20 protein-coding genes are annotated in these 18,133 nt (G+C 60.6%); 10 read left to right on the top strand and 10 right to left on the bottom strand.

The window, feature by feature from the left end; translation table 11 throughout:
* The first annotated feature begins 196 nt into the window (after positions 1-196).
* The 4 genes from ACFOOP_RS05850 to ACFOOP_RS05835 all read left to right on the top strand — a co-directional run bounded on the left by ACFOOP_RS05850 (position 197) and on the right by ACFOOP_RS05835 (position 4,607).
* Complete coding sequence (locus tag ACFOOP_RS05850; RefSeq protein WP_379879928.1) at positions 197-697, top strand: fasciclin domain-containing protein; 501 nt, start codon at positions 197-199, stop codon at positions 695-697.
* 103 nt (positions 698-800) lie between these two features.
* Positions 801-1,577 carry an outer membrane protein gene (locus ACFOOP_RS05845; protein ID WP_379879927.1) on the top strand — a complete coding sequence of 259 codons (777 nt, stop codon included), beginning with the start codon at positions 801-803 and terminating at the stop codon, positions 1,575-1,577.
* Positions 1,578-1,823: 246 nt separating this feature from the next.
* Positions 1,824-3,593 (top strand): AMP-binding protein, encoded by a 1,770-nt coding sequence (locus ACFOOP_RS05840; RefSeq protein WP_379879926.1) that lies wholly within the window; start codon positions 1,824-1,826, stop codon positions 3,591-3,593.
* 54 nt (positions 3,594-3,647) lie between these two features.
* Positions 3,648-4,607 (top strand): hypothetical protein, encoded by a 960-nt coding sequence (locus ACFOOP_RS05835; protein WP_379879925.1) that lies wholly within the window; start codon positions 3,648-3,650, stop codon positions 4,605-4,607.
* A gap of 24 nt (positions 4,608-4,631) precedes the next feature.
* On the opposite strand, the gene ACFOOP_RS05830 is transcribed toward ACFOOP_RS05835, so the two are convergent.
* From ACFOOP_RS05830 to hemC, 4 genes are read right to left on the bottom strand one after another with little or no spacing between them, the layout of a single operon-like run.
* The gene (locus ACFOOP_RS05830) at positions 4,632-6,158 is read right to left on the bottom strand and encodes a heme biosynthesis protein HemY (protein WP_379879924.1); all 1,527 of its coding nucleotides are present in this window, start codon (positions 6,156-6,158) and stop codon (positions 4,632-4,634) included.
* Between the two features lie 9 nt (positions 6,159-6,167).
* Positions 6,168-7,718, bottom strand: coding sequence for a COG4223 family protein (locus tag ACFOOP_RS05825; protein WP_379879923.1), 1,551 nt, complete (start codon positions 7,716-7,718; stop codon positions 6,168-6,170).
* A 52-nt stretch (positions 7,719-7,770) separates the two neighbouring features.
* Positions 7,771-8,490: a uroporphyrinogen-III synthase gene (locus ACFOOP_RS05820; protein ID WP_379879922.1), complete on the bottom strand. Its 720-nt coding sequence runs from the start codon at positions 8,488-8,490 to the stop codon at positions 7,771-7,773.
* Positions 8,487-9,437 carry a hydroxymethylbilane synthase gene (hemC, locus tag ACFOOP_RS05815; protein WP_379879921.1) on the bottom strand — a complete coding sequence of 317 codons (951 nt, stop codon included), beginning with the start codon at positions 9,435-9,437 and terminating at the stop codon, positions 8,487-8,489. The genes ACFOOP_RS05820 and hemC overlap by 4 nt, the downstream gene beginning before the upstream one ends.
* A 136-nt stretch (positions 9,438-9,573) precedes the next feature.
* Between hemC and tsaD the strand changes: the two genes are divergently transcribed.
* On the top strand, positions 9,574-10,650 hold the full coding sequence (tsaD, locus tag ACFOOP_RS05810) for a tRNA (adenosine(37)-N6)-threonylcarbamoyltransferase complex transferase subunit TsaD (protein WP_379879920.1): 1,077 nt from the start codon (positions 9,574-9,576) through the stop codon (positions 10,648-10,650).
* 54 nt (positions 10,651-10,704) lie between these two features.
* Here the strand turns inward: tsaD and ACFOOP_RS05805 are convergent, their stop codons facing one another.
* Positions 10,705-11,148: an Rrf2 family transcriptional regulator gene (locus tag ACFOOP_RS05805; RefSeq protein WP_379879919.1), complete on the bottom strand. Its 444-nt coding sequence runs from the start codon at positions 11,146-11,148 to the stop codon at positions 10,705-10,707.
* A gap of 647 nt (positions 11,149-11,795) precedes the next feature.
* On the bottom strand, positions 11,796-12,440 hold the full coding sequence (locus tag ACFOOP_RS05800; RefSeq protein ID WP_379879918.1) for a TetR/AcrR family transcriptional regulator: 645 nt from the start codon (positions 12,438-12,440) through the stop codon (positions 11,796-11,798).
* A 67-nt stretch (positions 12,441-12,507) separates the two neighbouring features.
* Between ACFOOP_RS05800 and ACFOOP_RS05795 the strand changes: the two genes are divergently transcribed.
* The gene (locus ACFOOP_RS05795) at positions 12,508-13,518 is read left to right on the top strand and encodes an NAD(P)H-dependent glycerol-3-phosphate dehydrogenase (protein WP_379879917.1); all 1,011 of its coding nucleotides are present in this window, start codon (positions 12,508-12,510) and stop codon (positions 13,516-13,518) included.
* A gap of 2 nt (positions 13,519-13,520) precedes the next feature.
* Positions 13,521-13,814 carry a YciI family protein gene (locus ACFOOP_RS05790; RefSeq protein ID WP_379879916.1) on the top strand — a complete coding sequence of 98 codons (294 nt, stop codon included), beginning with the start codon at positions 13,521-13,523 and terminating at the stop codon, positions 13,812-13,814.
* Positions 13,815-13,877: 63 nt separating this feature from the next.
* Here ACFOOP_RS05790 and ACFOOP_RS05785 read toward each other — a convergent pair whose 3' ends face one another.
* The 3 genes from ACFOOP_RS05785 to ACFOOP_RS05775 form a co-directional block, all read right to left on the bottom strand.
* Complete coding sequence (locus ACFOOP_RS05785; RefSeq protein WP_379879915.1) at positions 13,878-14,264, bottom strand: hypothetical protein; 387 nt, start codon at positions 14,262-14,264, stop codon at positions 13,878-13,880.
* A 107-nt stretch (positions 14,265-14,371) separates the two neighbouring features.
* On the bottom strand, positions 14,372-14,914 hold the full coding sequence (ppa, locus tag ACFOOP_RS05780; protein WP_379879914.1) for an inorganic diphosphatase: 543 nt from the start codon (positions 14,912-14,914) through the stop codon (positions 14,372-14,374).
* Between the two features lie 9 nt (positions 14,915-14,923).
* Positions 14,924-16,147 carry an argininosuccinate synthase gene (locus tag ACFOOP_RS05775; RefSeq protein WP_379879913.1) on the bottom strand — a complete coding sequence of 408 codons (1,224 nt, stop codon included), beginning with the start codon at positions 16,145-16,147 and terminating at the stop codon, positions 14,924-14,926.
* Positions 16,148-16,297: 150 nt separating this feature from the next.
* Here ACFOOP_RS05775 and ACFOOP_RS05770 point away from each other — a divergent pair, with 150 nt between their 5' ends.
* The 3 genes from ACFOOP_RS05770 (at position 16,298) to ACFOOP_RS05760 (ending at position 17,427) form a co-directional block, all read left to right on the top strand.
* On the top strand, positions 16,298-16,489 hold the full coding sequence (locus ACFOOP_RS05770) for a hypothetical protein (protein WP_379879912.1): 192 nt from the start codon (positions 16,298-16,300) through the stop codon (positions 16,487-16,489).
* A 2-nt stretch (positions 16,490-16,491) separates the two neighbouring features.
* Positions 16,492-16,755, top strand: a complete 264-nt coding sequence (locus ACFOOP_RS05765; RefSeq protein WP_379879911.1) for a DUF7218 family protein — start codon at positions 16,492-16,494, stop codon at positions 16,753-16,755.
* Between the two features lie 90 nt (positions 16,756-16,845).
* Positions 16,846-17,427, top strand: a complete 582-nt coding sequence (locus ACFOOP_RS05760) for a hypothetical protein (protein WP_379879910.1) — start codon at positions 16,846-16,848, stop codon at positions 17,425-17,427.
* 91 nt (positions 17,428-17,518) lie between these two features.
* Here ACFOOP_RS05760 and ACFOOP_RS05755 read toward each other — a convergent pair whose 3' ends face one another.
* Complete coding sequence (locus ACFOOP_RS05755; RefSeq protein WP_379879909.1) at positions 17,519-17,923, bottom strand: hypothetical protein; 405 nt, start codon at positions 17,921-17,923, stop codon at positions 17,519-17,521.
* Between the last annotated feature and the right edge of the window lie 210 nt (positions 17,924-18,133).

The raw sequence follows: 18,133 nt of genomic DNA, 5'->3' as shown, positions 1-18,133 counted from the left end.
CGTCCATTTTTTCCTTAGACAAAAAATAGCTCTATCTATTTTTCTTTACAAGAAAACTCTGTCTATCCTCACGAAACTTTTATTATCAATCAAATTTATTTTCTTTATATGAAAATCACCGAAGGCGTCTGTCAGGCGCCTTTCGCCCGCTCCAGCCCCCGCCGAGCGGAATGTGCAGCAAAGGGAGAAGACCCATATGAAGATGAATTTTACGAAGACGCTTTTCGCCGCCGTCGCCGCGTTCGCGGCCGCCTTCGGCGTTGCCAACGCCGATCATCACGGCAAAGCCAAGAAAGACATTGTCGACACCGCAGTTGCGGCAGGCGAGTTCAACACGCTGGCCGCCGCGCTGGAAGCAGCCGGCCTGGTTGAGACGTTGAAAGGTGAAGGTCCCTTCACCGTTTTCGCACCAACCGACGCAGCATTTGCAAAGCTGCCCGCCGGCACTGTCGAGACATTGTTGAAGCCGGAAAACAAGGACCAGTTAATCGCCATTCTGACCTATCACGTCCTTCCCGGCAAAGTGATGTCAGCCGACATCGCCGGTCAAAAATTCGACGTTGAAACCGTTCAGGGCTCGACAATTTCCGTGGACGCCACCGACGGCGTGAAGGTCGATGACGCATCCGTCACGACGGCTGACATCAAAGCGTCCAATGGCGTCATTCACGTCATCGACGCCGTAGTGATGCCGTAACCCCGCAATAATGGCGGGCGGCGCGTATCGCCGCCCGCCCATTAGTTGAGTTCCGTGAAACATGCTGATGAAAAATCAGCCTGCAGATTTAGGGAATGAAATCATGAACGCAAAAAAAGCTATTTCCACCGCTCTTATTGCAGCCGCTGCGATTTCAGGAACAGCATATGCGGACGACTATTACGCCTCGGTTTCCGGCGGCGTTTCGCTGCTCAGTAACTCTACAAATGACGGCGTTTTTGATGGCGCATTCACAACCGGTGAAGGAACGACCATTCCGGCGGGGACAGTGCTGCCCGATCAGGCGCCAGTAGCATGGGAGACGGACTTTGACGCCGGATTCGCCGTCGCAGGCGCGCTCGGCAAACGCTACGGCGCCTTTCGCGGCGAGATTGAAGTCGCCTATCAGTCAAACGGTGTCGGTTCTCACGCCGGCGTCACCGCCGCTGGCGTTGCTCTCAATACCGAAGACGCCGGCGTGCTGATCACCGGATCGCCCAATATAGGCATAAGCGTTGGCGATCTTGTCGCCGATGGTCAGGGCGATGTGTCGAACTTATTCGTCATGGCCAACGTCTTTTACGACTTCAATACCGGCGGATCGCTAAAACCCTATATCGGCGCCGGAATCGGCGTCGGGTTTGCGGATGTGGACTTCTCGCCATCCGGCGTCGACATCATTCAGGATAAGGCGACTGAATTCGCTTATCAGGGCGTTGCAGGCGTCGCGTATGAAGTCTCTCCCTCTATCGATCTTACGGTCGCCTATCGCTACCGCGCCACGACAGACGTTTCCGTAGAGGCGGATCTTTTCTCCGCAGACTTCGACATCGAAAATCGCGCCTCCATCGTCGAGGCAGGCCTCCGATTTAATTTCTAACCCCTCGGGCGCTTACTCTCCCCCCACACGACCCAAGCGCCCCGACTGGCCGCCGCCATTCCCTTCTATGGCGGCGGCTTTTTTGCGCCCCTATCGTTTTCTTTGCGGAAAGCCCAGCGCCATCTAGGCCAAATCCGGCGATAGAGCTCTGCTTTTTCTGGATATTCGGCACCGCCTCCCCTAAATTGGAAAATCAGGGGAATGCACAGGGACAATAATCCTCGGGGTGGAAGGCGGACTTGAGCCATGAGTGATCCGGTCAAGCGGATCGAACGCCGGTCACGGCGTGCGATCTTTCAGGCTTATCTCGACAATGCGCGGCGCGAGAAAAACGACAAAGTCGTCATCACCGATGGCGACGGTCGCAAGCTGACCCATAAAGACATCACACAGGGCGCCTTTGCCTTGGGCGGCGCGCTGGCGCGGCTGACGGCGAACCATGAACGCGTCGGCGTTTTGTTGCCTACAAGCGCGGGCGCCATTATCGGCCTCTTCGCTCTTTTATCGCGCGGGCGCGTGCCGGCGATGCTCAATTTCACCTCAGGGTCGAAAAACCTCCTCGCCGCCTGCAAGGCCGCGGAAGTGACGAAAATCATATCCTCCAAAAAATTCGTTGAGCTTGCCGGGCTTGAAAAGCTTATTGGCGAGCTTTCCGCCGTAGTTGAGGTCATCTACCTCGAAGATGTGCGCGAACAGATCAAGCCGCGCGACAAGGCGCTGGCGCTGCTGGGCCCTGTTTTTCCTTCGGTGCTGGCGGCGACGCCGAACCCCGAAGACCCGGGCGTTATTCTCTTCACATCGGGCACAGAAGGCGCGCCCAAGGGCGTCGTTCTTTCGCACCAGAACATCATCGCCAATATCGAACAGATATCCGCGCATGTGGAGCTTCTGCCTACGGATATTTTCTTCAACCCGCTGCCGACCTTTCACTGTTACGGCCTGACGGCGGGCGCGTTGTGGCCGATCCTCAATGGCTATCCAGTAGTGTTCCACCCGTCGCCCCTGCAGACGAAAATCATTCCCAAGCGGATTTTCGAAACCGGATCAACCGTTCTGTTCGCGACCGACACCTTCCTGTCGCAATATATGCGCGCGAGCCCCGATGGCGGCATGTCGTCGCTGCGGATCGCCGTTTGCGGCGCCGAGCGTGTGCGCGACGAGACCCGGCAGGCGGCGGAAAAACGCTTTGGTTTCGAGGTGTTAGAGGGCTATGGCGTCACCGAAGGCTCGCCGGTTCTGGCCGCGAACCAGCCCGGCGACATTCGCTCCGGCACGGTCGGCCAGCTCCTGCCAGGGATAGAACACCGGCTGGAACCGGTTGAGGGCCTTGAAGGCGCAGGGCGGCTTTTCGTCCGTGGCCTGAACATCATGAAAGGTTATCTCTCGCCGGAAGATCCGGGCGTCATTACGCCGCTCGCCGATGGCTGGCACGATACGGGCGACATCGTTTCGTTCGACGCGCAAGGCTACATGTCGATCCGCGGGCGTCTGAAGCGCTTCGCCAAGATCGGCGGCGAGATGGTGTCGCTCGCGGTTGTCGAGAACTGCGCGTCGGCCGTCTGGCCGGACAATCTCCACGCGGCGGCGATCATGCCCGATGCGAAAAAAGGCGAGCAGGTGATCCTTGTCACCGACCGCGCCGACGCGCAGCGCCCGCTCCTCCTCGCCTGGGCGCAATCGCACGGCGTGCCTGAAATCGCCGTGCCGAAAAAGATCGTCTCCGTCGACGAAATCCCCGTGCTCGGCACCGGCAAGATCGATTTCCTCAAAGTCAAAACCCTCGCCGAAGAGGCGCTGGAGGCGGCGGAAGCGGCGAAGGAAGAACCGCCCATGACCGCCTTTGACAGGAAAGAGCTCAAAAAGCGGGAAGCGGCGGAAAAAGCCGAGAAAAAGCGCCTCGAAAAAGAAGCGAAAGCCGCCGAAAAGGCCGCCGCGAAAGAGGCCAGGGAAGCAGAGCAGCCGACGGACACCGCAGCAAACGACGATGACATCGAAAAGAAAGACGCTGCGGAGTAAATAGAGTTTTTCTGGCGCGTGATGCGCCGTCTACTGACAAATAAGGGGGACATCTTGAAATCATTTATCCCGCAGCTGACCGCTGCGCTATTCGTCATCGCTATAGCAGGGTGCGGCGACAAAACCGCAACAGGCGCCGACACTCCGGCGGGCGATCAAAGCGAAACCGCCAGCCAAAACCTACTCGAGCTCGATGTCGCCGGCATGCTGTTTGAAGGCCCCGATGAAATTGCGTCGGGCTGGACCACGATCCGTCTCAACAACATGTCCGGCATGACGCATTTCGCGCTCGTCTATCGCCTTCCCGACGGCGTAACCGCAGAACAGGTCAGGGATGAAGCCGCCAACCTTTTCCAGGCCGTGCTAACCGCGCAACTCGAAGGGGACGACGAAAAAGTTGCGGCTCTGGTGCAGCAATTCCCCGCCTGGACCGCAGATATCGTCTATCTCGGCGGGCCCGGCTTCGTCGCCGGCGCCACCACCACCGAGGCAACCATGTATCTTGAGCCCGGCGATTACATGATCGAATGCTATGTGAAGACCAACGGCTTTTTGCATAATTACAATCCGACTCCCGGAGAATTCGGGATGATGCATCCGCTGACCGTGACCGAAACGGACAGCGGCGCTGTGGAACCAGATGCAAACGTCACCATCGCTGTTTCCAGCAACGGCTACGAGACGACATCCGGCGCATTTCGCGCAGGGCCGAACACGGTTCGCGTCGAATTTGCCGATCAGATGGCGTATGGCCTGGTTGGCCATGACGCACACATTTTCCGCCTGGAAGACGACACCGACACAGACGCCGTTGCGACCTGGATGGACTTCATGCTTCCCCATGGTCAGGAAACCCCTGCGCCTGCGAAATTCGTGGGCGGCGTTCATGACATGCCGGCGGGAAGCGTCGGCTATTTCACAGCCGACCTCGCCCCGGGCGAGTATGGCATGCTTGCGGAAATTCCTGATCCTAAGAGCAAAGGTCTTTTCACGACCATAACGGTGAGCGAATAGCGCAAGTGAAGGACGCGAACCCGGTCAGGACACATTCCTGGCTGCGTTGGCCGCGCGCTCTGCCTCTTCGTCGTCATGGATGTGATCGTCGCCTTCCGGGTCGTCGTAAAGCGAGCCGTCCTTGTCAGCAGGAGCCGTTTTTTCAGCCGGCGCCGCCAATGGCACCTCTGACTCGTCTGAGGCGCTTTCATCAACCGGCGCCGCCTCTGGTTCTTCAATAACCGGCGGCGCGAGCAGTAGCCGCACTTCTTCGGGCGCGAGACCGGCTGTCGCCTCTTCAATCGGCGGCGGCGAAAGCCGGGCGAAGTCCATATATTCGCGGATCAGGCGCGCCCATCCTTCGCGCGTCAGATGAAACGCGCCGTCGGCGCCGGGGCGCGGATCGCGCGGCGCGGAGGCCGCATGTTCGTACCACACTTGCGCCGCCGCCTCGCCGCGAAGGCCCGCCGCCGCTTTCGCCATCAGGGAGAAAGCCGCAGGGCTCGCCGTCTTCGACACATGCGCTTCCAACGCGTCGACGGCGCCCTGCCAGTCCTCGGTGAGCGTCGCTGCGCGCGCTTTTAACAGCGCCGCCTCATCGGAGGCCGGATTTTTCTCGGCCAGCTTGGTCAGCCTGGCGGCGCGTTTTTCCGGCGCATCGTCCTTGCAAAGACGATCATAGAGCTTGATCAGCGCGGGATGGGCGCTCGCCGTGAAACCGGCCTCCAAAATCTTCGCCGCCTTGGCGGTTTTGCCTTCATCCATGGCGATGCGCGCCGCAAGAGCCGACGCCGGGGTGAAATCCGGCGCGAGCTTCAAAGCCGCCTCAGCCTCACTCATGGCCGCCGCCGGATCGCTTTCCGCATGAGCGTCAGCTGTCAACAAGGCTGCGCGGGCGCGGTCGGCGCGGGCGCTTTCGATCACCTTGTTCTTTTGCGCGTTGATCACCGCCGCGCGGGTTTCGTTCCACGCGCCGCGCTCCAGTCCCAGATCGAACACCGACTGGAACGCCCAGGCGGCGTTGGGACGCAAGCGGAAAGCGCGCTCCGCATAGCCCTTGGCGGCGTCATGTTCGCCCGCCGCCATCGCCTGCGCATAAAGACCTTTGAGGCCGATAAATTCCGTTTCGGGCGCCGCGAGCATGGCCGAAAAGCTTTCCTTCGCCGCCGCCGCGTCGCCGGAAAGCTGCGCCGCCTGCGCCGTCAGGAGACGCGTCAGCGCAACATCTTCCAGATTGCGGCGCGCAACACGCGCATGATGGGCCGCGTCCTCGCCATCGCCGGCCGCCGCCGCTTCAAGCCCACGCGTCAGGGCGGCGATGCCGCGCTCACGTTTTGTCTGGGCGTCCTTGGCTTTGATCTTCGCCGGGATCGCCAAGATGTCCTTGATCTTGTGGGTCAGATAGATCGCCGCAAGAAAAAGCACCATCAGCCCACCCATGATCAGGCCCGAGGGTCCGTCGAAATGATAGCCGAACGCCTCGCCGGTGATGCGGCTATCGAGACTTGCAAAATAAGTAATGACAAAGGCGAAAAAGACAGCGCCCAGCAAAAACATCAGAATGCGGATCATAACGCCCCCTTATTCCGCGTCGCCGGAAAGCTGCACCGTGAGCCTCGCGATCGCCGCCTGCGCTTCCGCGCGTGCGCGCGCATTCGCGATCCACCCGGCCATAGCTTCTTGCGCAGGCAATGGCAGATCTTCAAGCTGAAGCAGCGCAAAGCCAATTTCACCCTGTTCCAGCGCATTTTCCGCCCGTGACAGGATCGCGCCGGGATCGTCTCCATCCATGGGTACGGCAGGGCGCACGCTGATGAGGCTTTTCGCCCGCGCCATAATGCCGGACAAGCCGCCGCCCGCCTCCGCCTGGCCTGCGGCGGCTAGCGCGCGGCGCGCCGCAGCATCGAAGTTTTCGCGCAATTGAACGTCGCTTTTGACCCCGGTTTGCGCATGCGTCTCGAGCGCAGCCGTTGCAGAGGGCTCAAACTCGGCGAGCACAGCAAGCTCCTCCGTGAAAGGCGCGCCCTGATCAACCGCACGAGAGAGAGCGGCGAGCGCATAGGAGGCTTTCATATGCTGTCTGGAGAGCGTCGCGCCTTCCCTGCGCAGCTTTTCCATCTCGCTGCGCATAGTTGCGATTTCCTGTTTCAGCGCTTCTTCGCGCGCATTGGCGAGTTGAAGCGTCTCCAGCATATCCTGAAGCTCATCATTCTGATCCGTGTTGATCCGCCGCGCGCTTTCCAGCGCGGCGGCCAGTTCCGCACGCTCCTCTTCAAAGGCCGCGCGCATGGATTCCATCTCCGACTGCATGGCGACCGCTTCGTCCTCGGCTGACGTTTCGGGCGATACAGCAACTTCCGTATCAGCATCAGTTTCAGCCTCGTGCGCTACGTCTTCAGAAGGCTCGCTTACAGGCGCGACAGAGAGATCTTCCTGCGCCTCGTCACCAGCGACCTCTGCGTCATCGGTGGCGACAGCCTCCGCTGCTTCATCCGTAGGCGGATTTTTATCCTGCACCGCTTCAGCCTCGCCGAATTGGCGCATGGCCTCCTTTGCGCCTTCTTCAACGCTATTGGAGATTTTTGAGCCGCCCGCCTCCGTCACCGGCGGCAAAAACCCACCGCTTTGCTCGCCGGTTTCGCCTGCGGCTTCTTCAAAGGGCTCTGGCGCCAGATCATCGGCGGCGAGATTTTCGATTTTCTGCTGCGGCGTTTCAGGCGTATCAGCCTCAGGCGCAGCTTCTGACTCCGTTTCCGGCTCAGACGCGACCGTAGAATCATCCTGCGCTTCAGAAATTGCAGGCGCCGTTTCTTCCACGGGCGGCGCAGTCACCGCGGCGCCGTCACTGACGGGTTTCATCTGAACGCGCCAGACCGCGAAGGCGATCAACGCCACGACGACAAACGCCAGAAACAACATGACCCCGGGGGTCAGGGTTGATTTGCGCTTTCCCCCGTTGTCGCCGTCTCCATCTCCCGGATTGCTTTCATGCGCATCCGGCGGCGCCTGATCCGCCGGCGCGTCATCTTCAAACGCGTCCTCAACCGGCGGCGTCTTACTGACAAGTTCCGCCTCCACCTCAGGGAGGCTGTCCTCATCCTTCTTATCCTGTGCGTCGCCATTCTGCGTCACGTTTCATCCTCAACTGCCCGCCTTTTGTAGATAAGGCCCGGCTGGGTTGCGCTCAAGCGCGTGGGCCCCCGCCCGTGATGGTTTCGAGCATGCCTTGCGCCGTCAGGTCAGAGGCTACCACGGTCTCGCCCCAAATGACGGCGGACGCCGCCTGCGCCACCGCCGCACTGAGGCAGAGGGCGCGCGCCTGTGCGAGCTGCGAGGTCAGCCCCGCTTTTTCGGCCAGCGCCAGAAACAGCGTCGCGGTGCGTGGTGAAAAAAGCGTGACCCAGAGACCGGGCTCGCCCTTCAGCGCCGCCACCGCCTCGGCGGAAAGCATGTCTTCGGCCTTAGCATGGTAAAGGGTCTGGCGGCGGGCGGCGACGCTGCGCTCGCCGAGCATGGCGACGAGGTCTCCCGCCCGATCGGCCCCTGCGATATGCAATATGGCTTTACCCAAAAGAGCGCTTTCGGCGGCGATATGATTGGTCAGGGTGTGAACATCGCCGCCCGCGACACCGATTTGCTGAAAGCCCGCCGCTGTCGCCGCCGCCGCCGTAACCGGCCCCACTGCAAAAACCGGCAGGGACCGCTCCGGCGAATTCGCCGCAAAGGCGCGCACCCCATTGACCGAGGTGAAGGCGAGAGCGCCGACATCGGAGAGGTCCGGCTCCGTCTTTTCAATCTCAATGCGCATCACCGGAGAGATGACAGGATCAAGCCCCCGCAACCGGCATTCAGCGGCGAATTCCGACGCATCGGGCTCAGCGCGGGTAATCAGGACTGACGTCACCCCATCAGCCTTTTGAAGAAATCGGGGCCAGCCTTTTCCCTCAGCTCCAGCGCCGCCTCGGCGCCGGTCCGGGCCGCCGCCATGGCGCAATCATCCGTATACGGAAGACGTCTGTTGGTGACATACCGCTCCCTGCCGTCGAGCGACAATAATTCGCCGCGGAACCGGACCTCACCATCCTGCACAATTGCAAGCCCGCCAATGGGGGTGCGGCAGGACCCGTCGAGCCCGGTCAGAAAAGCCCGCTCCATAATAACGCAAACGCTTGTTTGCGCGCAGTTGAACGACGCCGCGATCTCGCGCGCCTCGACATCATCCTCGCGCGTCTGGACACAAAGCGCGCCCTGGCCCACCGCCGGGAGCATTTCATCGATCGCCATGATCGCGGTCGCATGCCCCTCAAGCTCAAGCCGATTGAGACCAGCAAGCGCCAGGAAGGTCGCCGCCGCCTCTCCCCGCTCAAGCTTGTCGAGTCGGGTGCCCACATTGCCGCGCAAGGGAACAGTCTCCACATCGGGCCGCCGGGAAAGCAATTGCGCCGCGCGCCGCACCGAGGCCGTCCCCACTTTCGCGCCTTCAGGCAAATCCCATGGGGTTTGCGCTATGTAAGAAATGAAAACATCGCGCGGGTCTTCGCGAGCGGGGATCGCGGCCGTGACGAGGCCGGGCGGGCTTTCCGCCGGCATGTCCTTCATGGAATGGACCGCGAAACGCGCGGCGCCGGACAACAGCGCCTCCTCAATCTCTTTGGTGAAAAGCCCTTTGCCCCCTATATCGGCGAGCGACCCCTGAAGATTGCGGTCGCCGGAAGAGACATATTCCTGAAGCGGCGCGGCTTCCGGCGAAATGCCGGCGGCCTTTACGATCATCGCCTGGATTTGGCGCGCCTGCGCCAGCGCAAGCGGTGAGCGCCGGCTGGCAATGGCGAAAGTCTTTTCCTTGCTCACTCGTTTCGCTTTCGCAAGTGTGGCGGGCGGCAAACTCTGGGCGAGGCCTTGCGTCGCGGCAAGCTTTGCTGTCCATGCGGTTTCTTTATTGCGGGGCTTAACGCAGTCCTCAAGGCTGAGGCAAGAAGACAGTCTGATGCTGGTTTTAGGAATTGAGACAAGTTGCGACGACACCGCCGCCGCGATCGTGCGCCGGGAGGATGACGGCGCATGCGTCATTCTCTCCAACGAGGTCTGGGCGCAGCATGACGATCACGCCGCTTTTGGCGGGGTCGTGCCGGAGATCGCTGCGCGCTCCCATGTGGAGCGCCTCGATGGGACGATCGAGCGGGCGGTCAAAAAAGCCGGAGTCAGTTTCGCCGATCTCGACGCCGTCGCCGCCACCGCCGGCCCCGGCCTTGTGGGTGGGGTGATGGTCGGGCTGACCACCGCGAAAGCGGTCGCCATGGCCCATGGCCTCCGGCTTGTTCCCCTCAACCATCTCGAAGGCCATGCGCTGTCAGCGCGGATGACCGAAGACGCGCCCTTCCCCTATCTCCTGCTCCTGATTTCCGGCGGCCATACCCAGCTGATCCGGGTCACGGGCGTCGGCAAGTATGACCGGCTCGGGACCACGATCGACGACGCCGCCGGAGAGAGTTTTGACAAGACCGCCAAGCTGTTGGGGCTTGGCGCGCCGGGCGGACCGAAGGTTGAAGCCGCCGCAGCGACCGGTAGGGCCGACCGGTTCAACCTGCCAAGACCGCTGTTGAAACATGAAGGCTGTGACTTTTCTTTCTCCGGCCTCAAGACCGCCGTGCGCGAAGCGGCGCAAAGCCTCGAAAACCCCGCGCCGCAGGACGTCGCCGATCTCGCCGCATCATTTCAGGAGGCCGCCGCCCGCCATCTTGCCCAGCGCACGGAAAAGGCCATGGCGCTGATGCCGGAATCCGGGCGTCTGGTGGTCGCCGGGGGCGTCGCCGCCAATAGCGCCATCAAGAAAATGCTGCAGCAATTATGCGCAGCAAGTTCATGGACGCTGATCACCCCGCCGCCGCAATATTGCACCGATAACGGGGCGATGATCGCCTGGGCGGGGGCGGAGCGTCTGGCCGCCGGCCTTGCGCCGCAGCAAGACGACGCCATGGCATTGGCGCCGCGCGCGCGCTGGCCCCTTGCAGACCCGCCTGACGGCGGCCGCCTCGGCTCCGGCCGCAAGGGCCCAAAGGCTTGATATCATTTATTTTGCTGCAGCGTTCTGCTGCAGCATAACATCCCGGATCAGGATTTATGCTGCACTTTTTGCTGCAGCATTATCTGCAGCAATTTCTTTCACGAACTGCTTCAGGGTTAACGCCTCAAGCGAGGCCAGAAAGGCGGATTCCGCGGCATCGCCCACCGCCGTGAGGGCTGGGGAGATATTGCGGCCGACGAGGCAGGAAGGGTCCGCGGCGCCGCGCGGCAGAGCAACGAGGCCGGGACTTTCCACCGCGCGATAGATGTCGGCGAGGGTGATTTTCTTCGGGCCTTTGGCGAGGCGAGCGCCGCCGCCTTTGCCGAGATCCGAGAGAGTGAGACCCGATTTCGCGAGGGCGCCCAACAGGCGGCGAACCACCGCCGGGTTGGTGCCAAGGCTCGCCGCCAGCGTCTCCGACGTTTGCGGACTTTCGCGATGCAGCGCCAGCAGGCTCATGATGTGGGTCGCGGCGGCGAAACGGGTGGAACCGGGCATGGCGCCCTCCCTAAAAGGTTCGCGCCGAGTCTTATCCGACAATCTTAGGATTGTGTAACGCACACAGTTTCATTTTGCGCATCAGCCTCCATCCGGATTTCAGGCAAAAAGAAAGCGCGGAAGCCGGGGCAGGCTTCCGCGCCAGGGGTGCTGCTTCTGAGGGAGGGTTGTCTCTTAAGGGGATAAGGGACGGAAGCAGCAGGGTCCTTTTAAGTCTTCTGTTAGCCGGTGATGACGCCGCGGGTGGCGTAATCAGCGACATTGAACAAGATAGCGCCAAGGGCGCTGGTCAGGGTCAGGGTGACGGTCGCCTGGACGGCGAAATTGCGAAGCATGTTCATGGATTTCTCTTTTCTTTGTCAGTTCGTTTCTTGATCTTGGCGCCATGACGGCGCGTCGGTCTTTTGTTGGTTTTTTACGCCGTTGAGGCGCATTTCCGATGACGGCTCCCGCCAGCGGCAGGCGGGACTTATGCGTCCTTTGAAGACTTGTCAATGAACGAATTCATAAATATTCATTGTTTAATCGTAATTTTTCTAAAAAGGTGAATAGCCTCATATATTTCAATGGCTTATGGGAATTCACGAAGAGGCGAGCGCCCCTCCGTTAACAATTTCAGGTGATCTTTTGAACTAATCTACTGCAGATCAGGCGTGTTTGCGCTTTTCAATGGCGGCGCGCCTGGCCGCCCGATAGGAGAACCCGTCAAGGATCAGATCAATCACCCCGTTTAGCTCCGCCGCCAGCTCATCGAAGTCGCCTTCGTGAAACACCGCAGGGCTGGTGAAGCGATATCCGGCATCCTGAAGGATCTTGGCGGTCTCCGCCGGGTTCTCCACCGCGAAGGCGCCGCTGGCGTCTCCCTCGATCAGGATTTCCGCCAGCACCCGTCCTTCCGCGTTCTCCCATTCGATCCCCACCTTGGGGCGGGATGTCAGAAGCTCACTGGAAAGTTCATAGGCCTTGGGTTTGTCGTGGAAACGCTCATAGGCGAGCTTAAACTTTCGGAGGAAAAACGATCTTAGCTTGTCCGCCGGGTTCAGGGTCTGATCATCGGCGACGGCGCGAAGCCTCGCCACCTGCTCCCGGCGCAGCACGCGCACGAACATTTCCGCGATATCAAGCTTCGACGGGAAGTAGCGATAGAGATTGCCGGTGGACATGTTGCAGTCCTGGGCGATCTCCGACATGGTCGTTTTTCCATAGCCATAGTGCAGGAAGCGCCGGCTTGCGGCGTCGAGAATCTGCTTAGCGGTGTCGTCGAGATTTTCGATAGGCATTGGGGTCCGCATGTTTATGTTGACATCTTTATAAACCGTTCAGTCGTCATTCGGCAATGAAACAAGTGAATCGCCTCCTATGAATTCCGGCGCCCCCTTTCAGTCAGTCGGTGTTATTGGCGGCGGCGCCTGGGGCACTGCGCTCGCCTCGCTCTGTGCGGCGAACGGGGTTGAGACGACCCTGTGGGCGCGCGAAGACGCGGTCATACGCGCCATCAACGAGCGTCACGAGAACACTGAATTCCTCCCGGGCGTTCCTTTGCCAGCGGGCCTCAAAGCCGCACAAACACTGGGTATGGCCGCGACTTCTGAGGCCATACTTTTCGTCGTTCCGGCGCAATACGCCCGCCCCGTCTTCGCAGACCTGCGGGACGCCACCCATGGCGCCGCAACGCCGGTAGCGCTCTGCTCCAAAGGCATCGAGCAGTCGACCGGCATGATGATGACCGAGGTTCTGGGCGCGGTATGGCCGGAGGCGCAGCCCGCTGTTTTGTCCGGACCGAGCTTTGCCCGGGACGTCGCCATGGGCTTGCCGACGGCCGTCACGCTCGCCGCCGCCGACCCCGGTCTTGGCGCGCGCTGGATGGCGACCATCGGGGCGCCGCATTTCCGGCCCTATCTTTCCGACGATCTGACCGGTGCGGAGCTCGGCGGAGCTGTGAAGAATGTCCTCGCCATCGCCGCCGGCGTGGTTCAGGGCCGCGGCCTCGGCGAAAGCGCCCGGGCCGCCCTGATCGCGCGGGGATTCGCTGAGTTTCAGCGGCTCGGTGTGGCGCTCGGCGCCAAAAAGGAGACCATGGCCGGGCTTTCGGGCCTTGGCGACCTCATCCTCACAGCCTCTTCGCCGCAATCGCGCAATATGTCCCTCGGAATCGAACTCGGCAAAGGCCGCACGCTCAGCGACATTCTCGGTGAGCGCAAAACCGTGAGCGAAGGCGTCGCCACCGCCGGCGCCATCCACGCCCTCGCCGAGAAGGCCGGGGTAGAAGCCCCGGTCTGCGAAGCTGTGGCCGCCCTCGTCTCGGGCGCCAAGTCTGTTGACGAAATCATCGCCGCCCTGATGGCGCGGCCCTTAAAATCGGAAACGTAACGATGCCCCAATTTGTTTTACTTTGCCGGGACAAACCGGATTCTCTCGAGCTGCGCATGGCGACCCGCCCGGCGCATCTCGAATATTTTCAATCTTATGGAAATAAGCTTCTTCTCGGAGGACCCATGCTCGACGGCAAGGGCGATCCCATCGGCTCCATGATGGTCATCGAGGCCGCTGACGAAGCGCAGGCGCGCGCCATCGCCGACGAAGACCCCTATAACAAGGCGGGCCTTTTCGCTGATGTTGGGGTCGTTCCCTTCAAGACCGTGATTGAGAATTATTCGGCGAAATAGCGGATTGCGGCAACGGGACCGGAATGCGAAATCCGCTCCTTGCAGTCCTTTACAAGGCTTGAATTAGCGGCGGCGCTTGTAGGAGCGGCAGCTCGCCTCGTAAGGTCGGCCGGAAAGGCGCGCATTCCAGCCTGCGGTCCAGGCGTCGCCCGCATCCACGCCGCCCCGGGCCCGGCATTGCTGAAAACCGGTGCGGTATTCGGGCGAGAGCACATTGGCCTGGGACGCCAGCGAAAATGCGGCGTCATAGCACTCACAGACCAGATCCTGACCGGATGCGGCCGAGATGGTCGGCGCAGGAGCGCCGGAGGAATAAGTCACCTGGGTGGCCGCAGGCGCGGTCTCGCCGCCTGACCCTGAACTGAAAGAGGTGTTCATCACCGCATAGAGGGCGACTCCCAGCACAACCAGCGCCAGGACGCCCCCAAAAATGGCTTCAATATTACGCATCTCCACCCCTCGCTCTCGCCGCCCCTCGCCCCGTACTTCTTCAATACGGGGCAAATGTCCTGATCGGACAGGGGGATGCTAACCCAAAAGCCGTGGTTAAAAAAGGGTTAAGACTTGGCCGTGCGGGCCTGTTCGGCTTTGAGGCCTTCCATGATCAGCCTTTCGGCCTCCTCCGCGCCGCGCCAGCCAACGATCTTGACCCATTTGTCGGGCTCGAGATCCTTGTAATGCTCGAAGAAATGGCTGATCCGCTCGATCATGATGTCGGGCAGATCTTCATAGGTTCTGATCTTTGCGTAGTAGCGGGTCAGACGCTCCGACGGCACCGCCAGGATTTTTTCATCAAGCCCCGCCTCGTCCTCCATCAGGAGAACCCCAACCGGACGGCCGGCGACCACCGCGCCCGGCACCAGCGGCCGGTTGCCCATCACCATCACATCCACCGGATCGCCGTCATCGGCGAGAGTTTGAGGAATGAACCCGTAATTGCAAGGGTACCGCATCGACGTATAGAGAAAACGATCGACGAACATCGCGCCGGACGCCTTGTCGATTTCATATTTGATGGGCTCGCCGCCAAGCGGAACCTCGACAACGACATTGATGTCCTTGGGCGGATTCACGCCGGGCGTAATTTTTGAAAGGTCCATTACTCTCTTCTACTCTGCATTCATGTTGCGGCGCGCGAGCAGCTTAAGCCGCAACGCGTTCAGTTTTATGAAGCCTTCAGCGTCTTTCTGGTCATAGACCATGTCTTCTTCGAAGGTGACGTGGGCTTCGGAATAGATCGTGTTGGGCGATGACCGGCCAATGACATTGGCGGAGCCTTTATAGAGCTTCACCATTACCGTTCCGGACACCCGCTCCTGACTCTTGTCGATGGCCGCCTGCAGCATCTCGCGCTCGGGCGCGAACCAGAAGCCGTTATAAATCAGCTCCGCATAGCGCGGCATCAATTCGTCTTTCAGGTGGCCTGCGCCGCGATCGAGGGTGATCTGTTCGATGCCGCGATGGGCGGCGAGCAGGATCGTCCCGCCCGGCGTTTCGTAAATGCCGCGCGATTTCATACCGACAAAACGGTTCTCCACGAGATCGAGCCGGCCAATGCCATGCTTGCGGCCATATTCGTTAAGTTCGGTGAGGAGCGTCGCCGGCGACAATGGTTTGCCATTGATGGAGATCGCGTCGCCGCGGTCGAAACCGATCTCGATCACTTCCGGTTTGTCCGGCGCATCTTCCGGATCGACCGTGCGCTGATAGACATAATCGGGCGCAGGGACAGCCGGGTCTTCAAGCACCTTGCCTTCGGAAGAGGTGTGCAGAAGGTTTGCGTCCACCGAAAACGGCGCTTCGCCGCGCTTGTCTTTCGGGATTTCGATCTGGTGCTTTTCCGCCCAGTCGATCAGTTTTTCGCGGCTGTTCAGATTCCATTCGCGCCATGGCGCAATAACGTGGATGTCGGGGTTCAGGGCGTAGGCGTTCAGTTCGAACCGCACCTGATCATTGCCCTTGCCGGTCGCGCCATGCGCAATTGCGTCAGCGCCGGTTTCGGCTGCGATCTCAACCAGGCGTTTGGCGATCAGCGGACGCGCAATCGACGTGCCGAGGAGATAGAGCCCCTCATAAACGGCGTTGGCCCGGAACATGGGGAAAACGAAGTCGCGCACGAATTCCTCGCGCACATCCTCGATGTAAATCTCCTTGATCCCGGCGCGCTCGGCCTTGCGGCGCGCGGGCTCCAGCTCCTCGCCCTGACCGAGATCAGCCGTAAAGGTCACAACCTCGCAATCATATTCCACCTGAAGCCATTTCAGGATGACGGAGGTGTCCAGCCCACCGGAATAGGCGAGCACCACTTTCTTGATGTCTTTTTTTGCGGTCATGGACGTCCCCATTAGTAACTTGCGCGGCGCGCTATACCGCACCTGCGAAGGAAGCGCCAGCCGCGATTGCGGAACATGCGCCCGATCTTCGTGTTCGTTTCATACCAGCAACCCACGCCGCGCTGACTTATGCGGATAAAAGGAGAGCTTATGACCCGGCCGAAAACCCGTCAGGAATCCCTTGAAGAAAAAGAATATCTTGGGGAGCCGGGCGCGCCCTCTCAGGGCGGCGTTTCCGGCGGCGACCTTCAGGAAAAGATTGGCAAGAAAGATGAGGAAAAGCGCGCGAGCGAACGCCCCGCCGGCGTGACGCGCGTGCGCAAGAGCGACGAAAAGGAATAAGCATGCCCCAGAACCACGGCCCCAGCATCAAGGACGATGAAACCTATCAGGCCCTGCGCGACGACGGCGCGAGCAAGGAAAAAGCCGCGCGCATCGCCAACGCGCAAGCGAACAAGAACCAGCACCCTTCGGAAAAAGGCGGCGCCGCCAAGCCCTATGAGGAGTGGGCCAAGGACGATCTTTACACCCGCGCGAAAGAGATCGGCATTAACGGCCGCTCCAACATGACCAAACCCGAATTGATCAGCGCACTGCGCAATCACTGAAACAGCGCCTTAAGCCGCCGCAACTGAGGGTTGCCCCTCACTCGACACTACGCCATCCTTTCGCGGGGTAAAGGCGGATGAGGGGGCTTCGTGGTCATCACAAAGAACAATTGGCGTCTGGCTGCGGCGGTCAGCGCTATTATGGTTGTCGCAACACCAGGAACGCATGCCAACGCCGCGGGAAAACCGTCTTGCGAAAGTGAGCGCGGCGTCGCCGGATGGCTGGTGAATGCGAGTCTGGCGCCCGATGATTCCGGCGACTTCATCGTCAGCACCTGGAGCGCCGAGCGGGATTACAGCGCTCATTTCGGCATCCGGTTAGCGTACGACACCAGTCAGGGCGCCGAGCCAAGACTGAAGATCTGGCATAATTACAAGAGCGGCCACTTCACCATGCACCTGCATGACGGGCGCTCCTTCACCGTGCCGGTCAGTGCGAATTTCGCCGTCACACAAGCCAACACGCCGCCGGATATCATGGCCGATCTTCGCGCGGCGCCGGTGCGCATCGAATACACGACCGCAGGCGGCAAATGGTCAAAATACCAAACCGACGGCCTGCCCCATGCGATCATCGCCGCGGAAGAAGACCTGGCGGCCTTGAAAGAAAAGCGCGACACGAATGAATGCGCAACAGATCAAAGATGGTGGCGGCGTTTTACTGGAGAGTGATGACTGCATCCTCTTTGCTGCGCTCTACCAAAACGGAGATATGAAAACGGCGCCCATGGGGCGCCGTTTTATGTTTTGGTTCGCGAACGCTTTAGCCGCGAATATAAATCTTCCGGCCCTCGGCGTAGCGGTAATACATGCCGATGCGGCGATCATATTTCACGGGCGGACGCGCCTCATGACCCCAGGCGTAACCGCGGCCGCGATTATTGGCGCGGCGTAATTCCCGCCGGTCGGGCTGATAATAAAAGGCGCGGCTCGGACAGACGGTGATCGCTTCGTCACGGCGGTTTTCGCGCCGGTCGTGACGATCTTCACGCCGGTCGCGGCGGCCATAATCGGTTCGGTAGTCGCGGCGATCCTCAATGCGATCATAGCGGTCTTCGACAAGGTCCGGACAGGCGCGCGGATTGAACTTCCATTCCCCCGCGAAAGCCTGCGCTCCGAATAATACAAGCCCCGCGCCAAGAGCGCCCGACACAACTTTCTTCATCATGATCTCAACTCCTACTCCCAGAGACTGGAGAGCCCCAAGCCCGGGCCGTCTCATGACAGATAAACGCCCGAGGGCGCTGTCGCCGTCGGAAGAGGCGGGGGTCTTTCCGGGGTCTTTTTGCGGCTGGAATAAGGCGGGTTTGCCCAGCACGGGCCGGACGGATAGACTTCCTCCGGACGGGCGGCTCCAACCCAGCGAGGGGGAAAAAGA

The organism is Hyphococcus aureus (assembly GCF_042643165.1).
GTDB lineage: Bacteria > Pseudomonadota > Alphaproteobacteria > Caulobacterales > Parvularculaceae > Hyphococcus > Hyphococcus aureus.
This window is presented reverse-complemented; position numbering and strand designations above follow the sequence as displayed.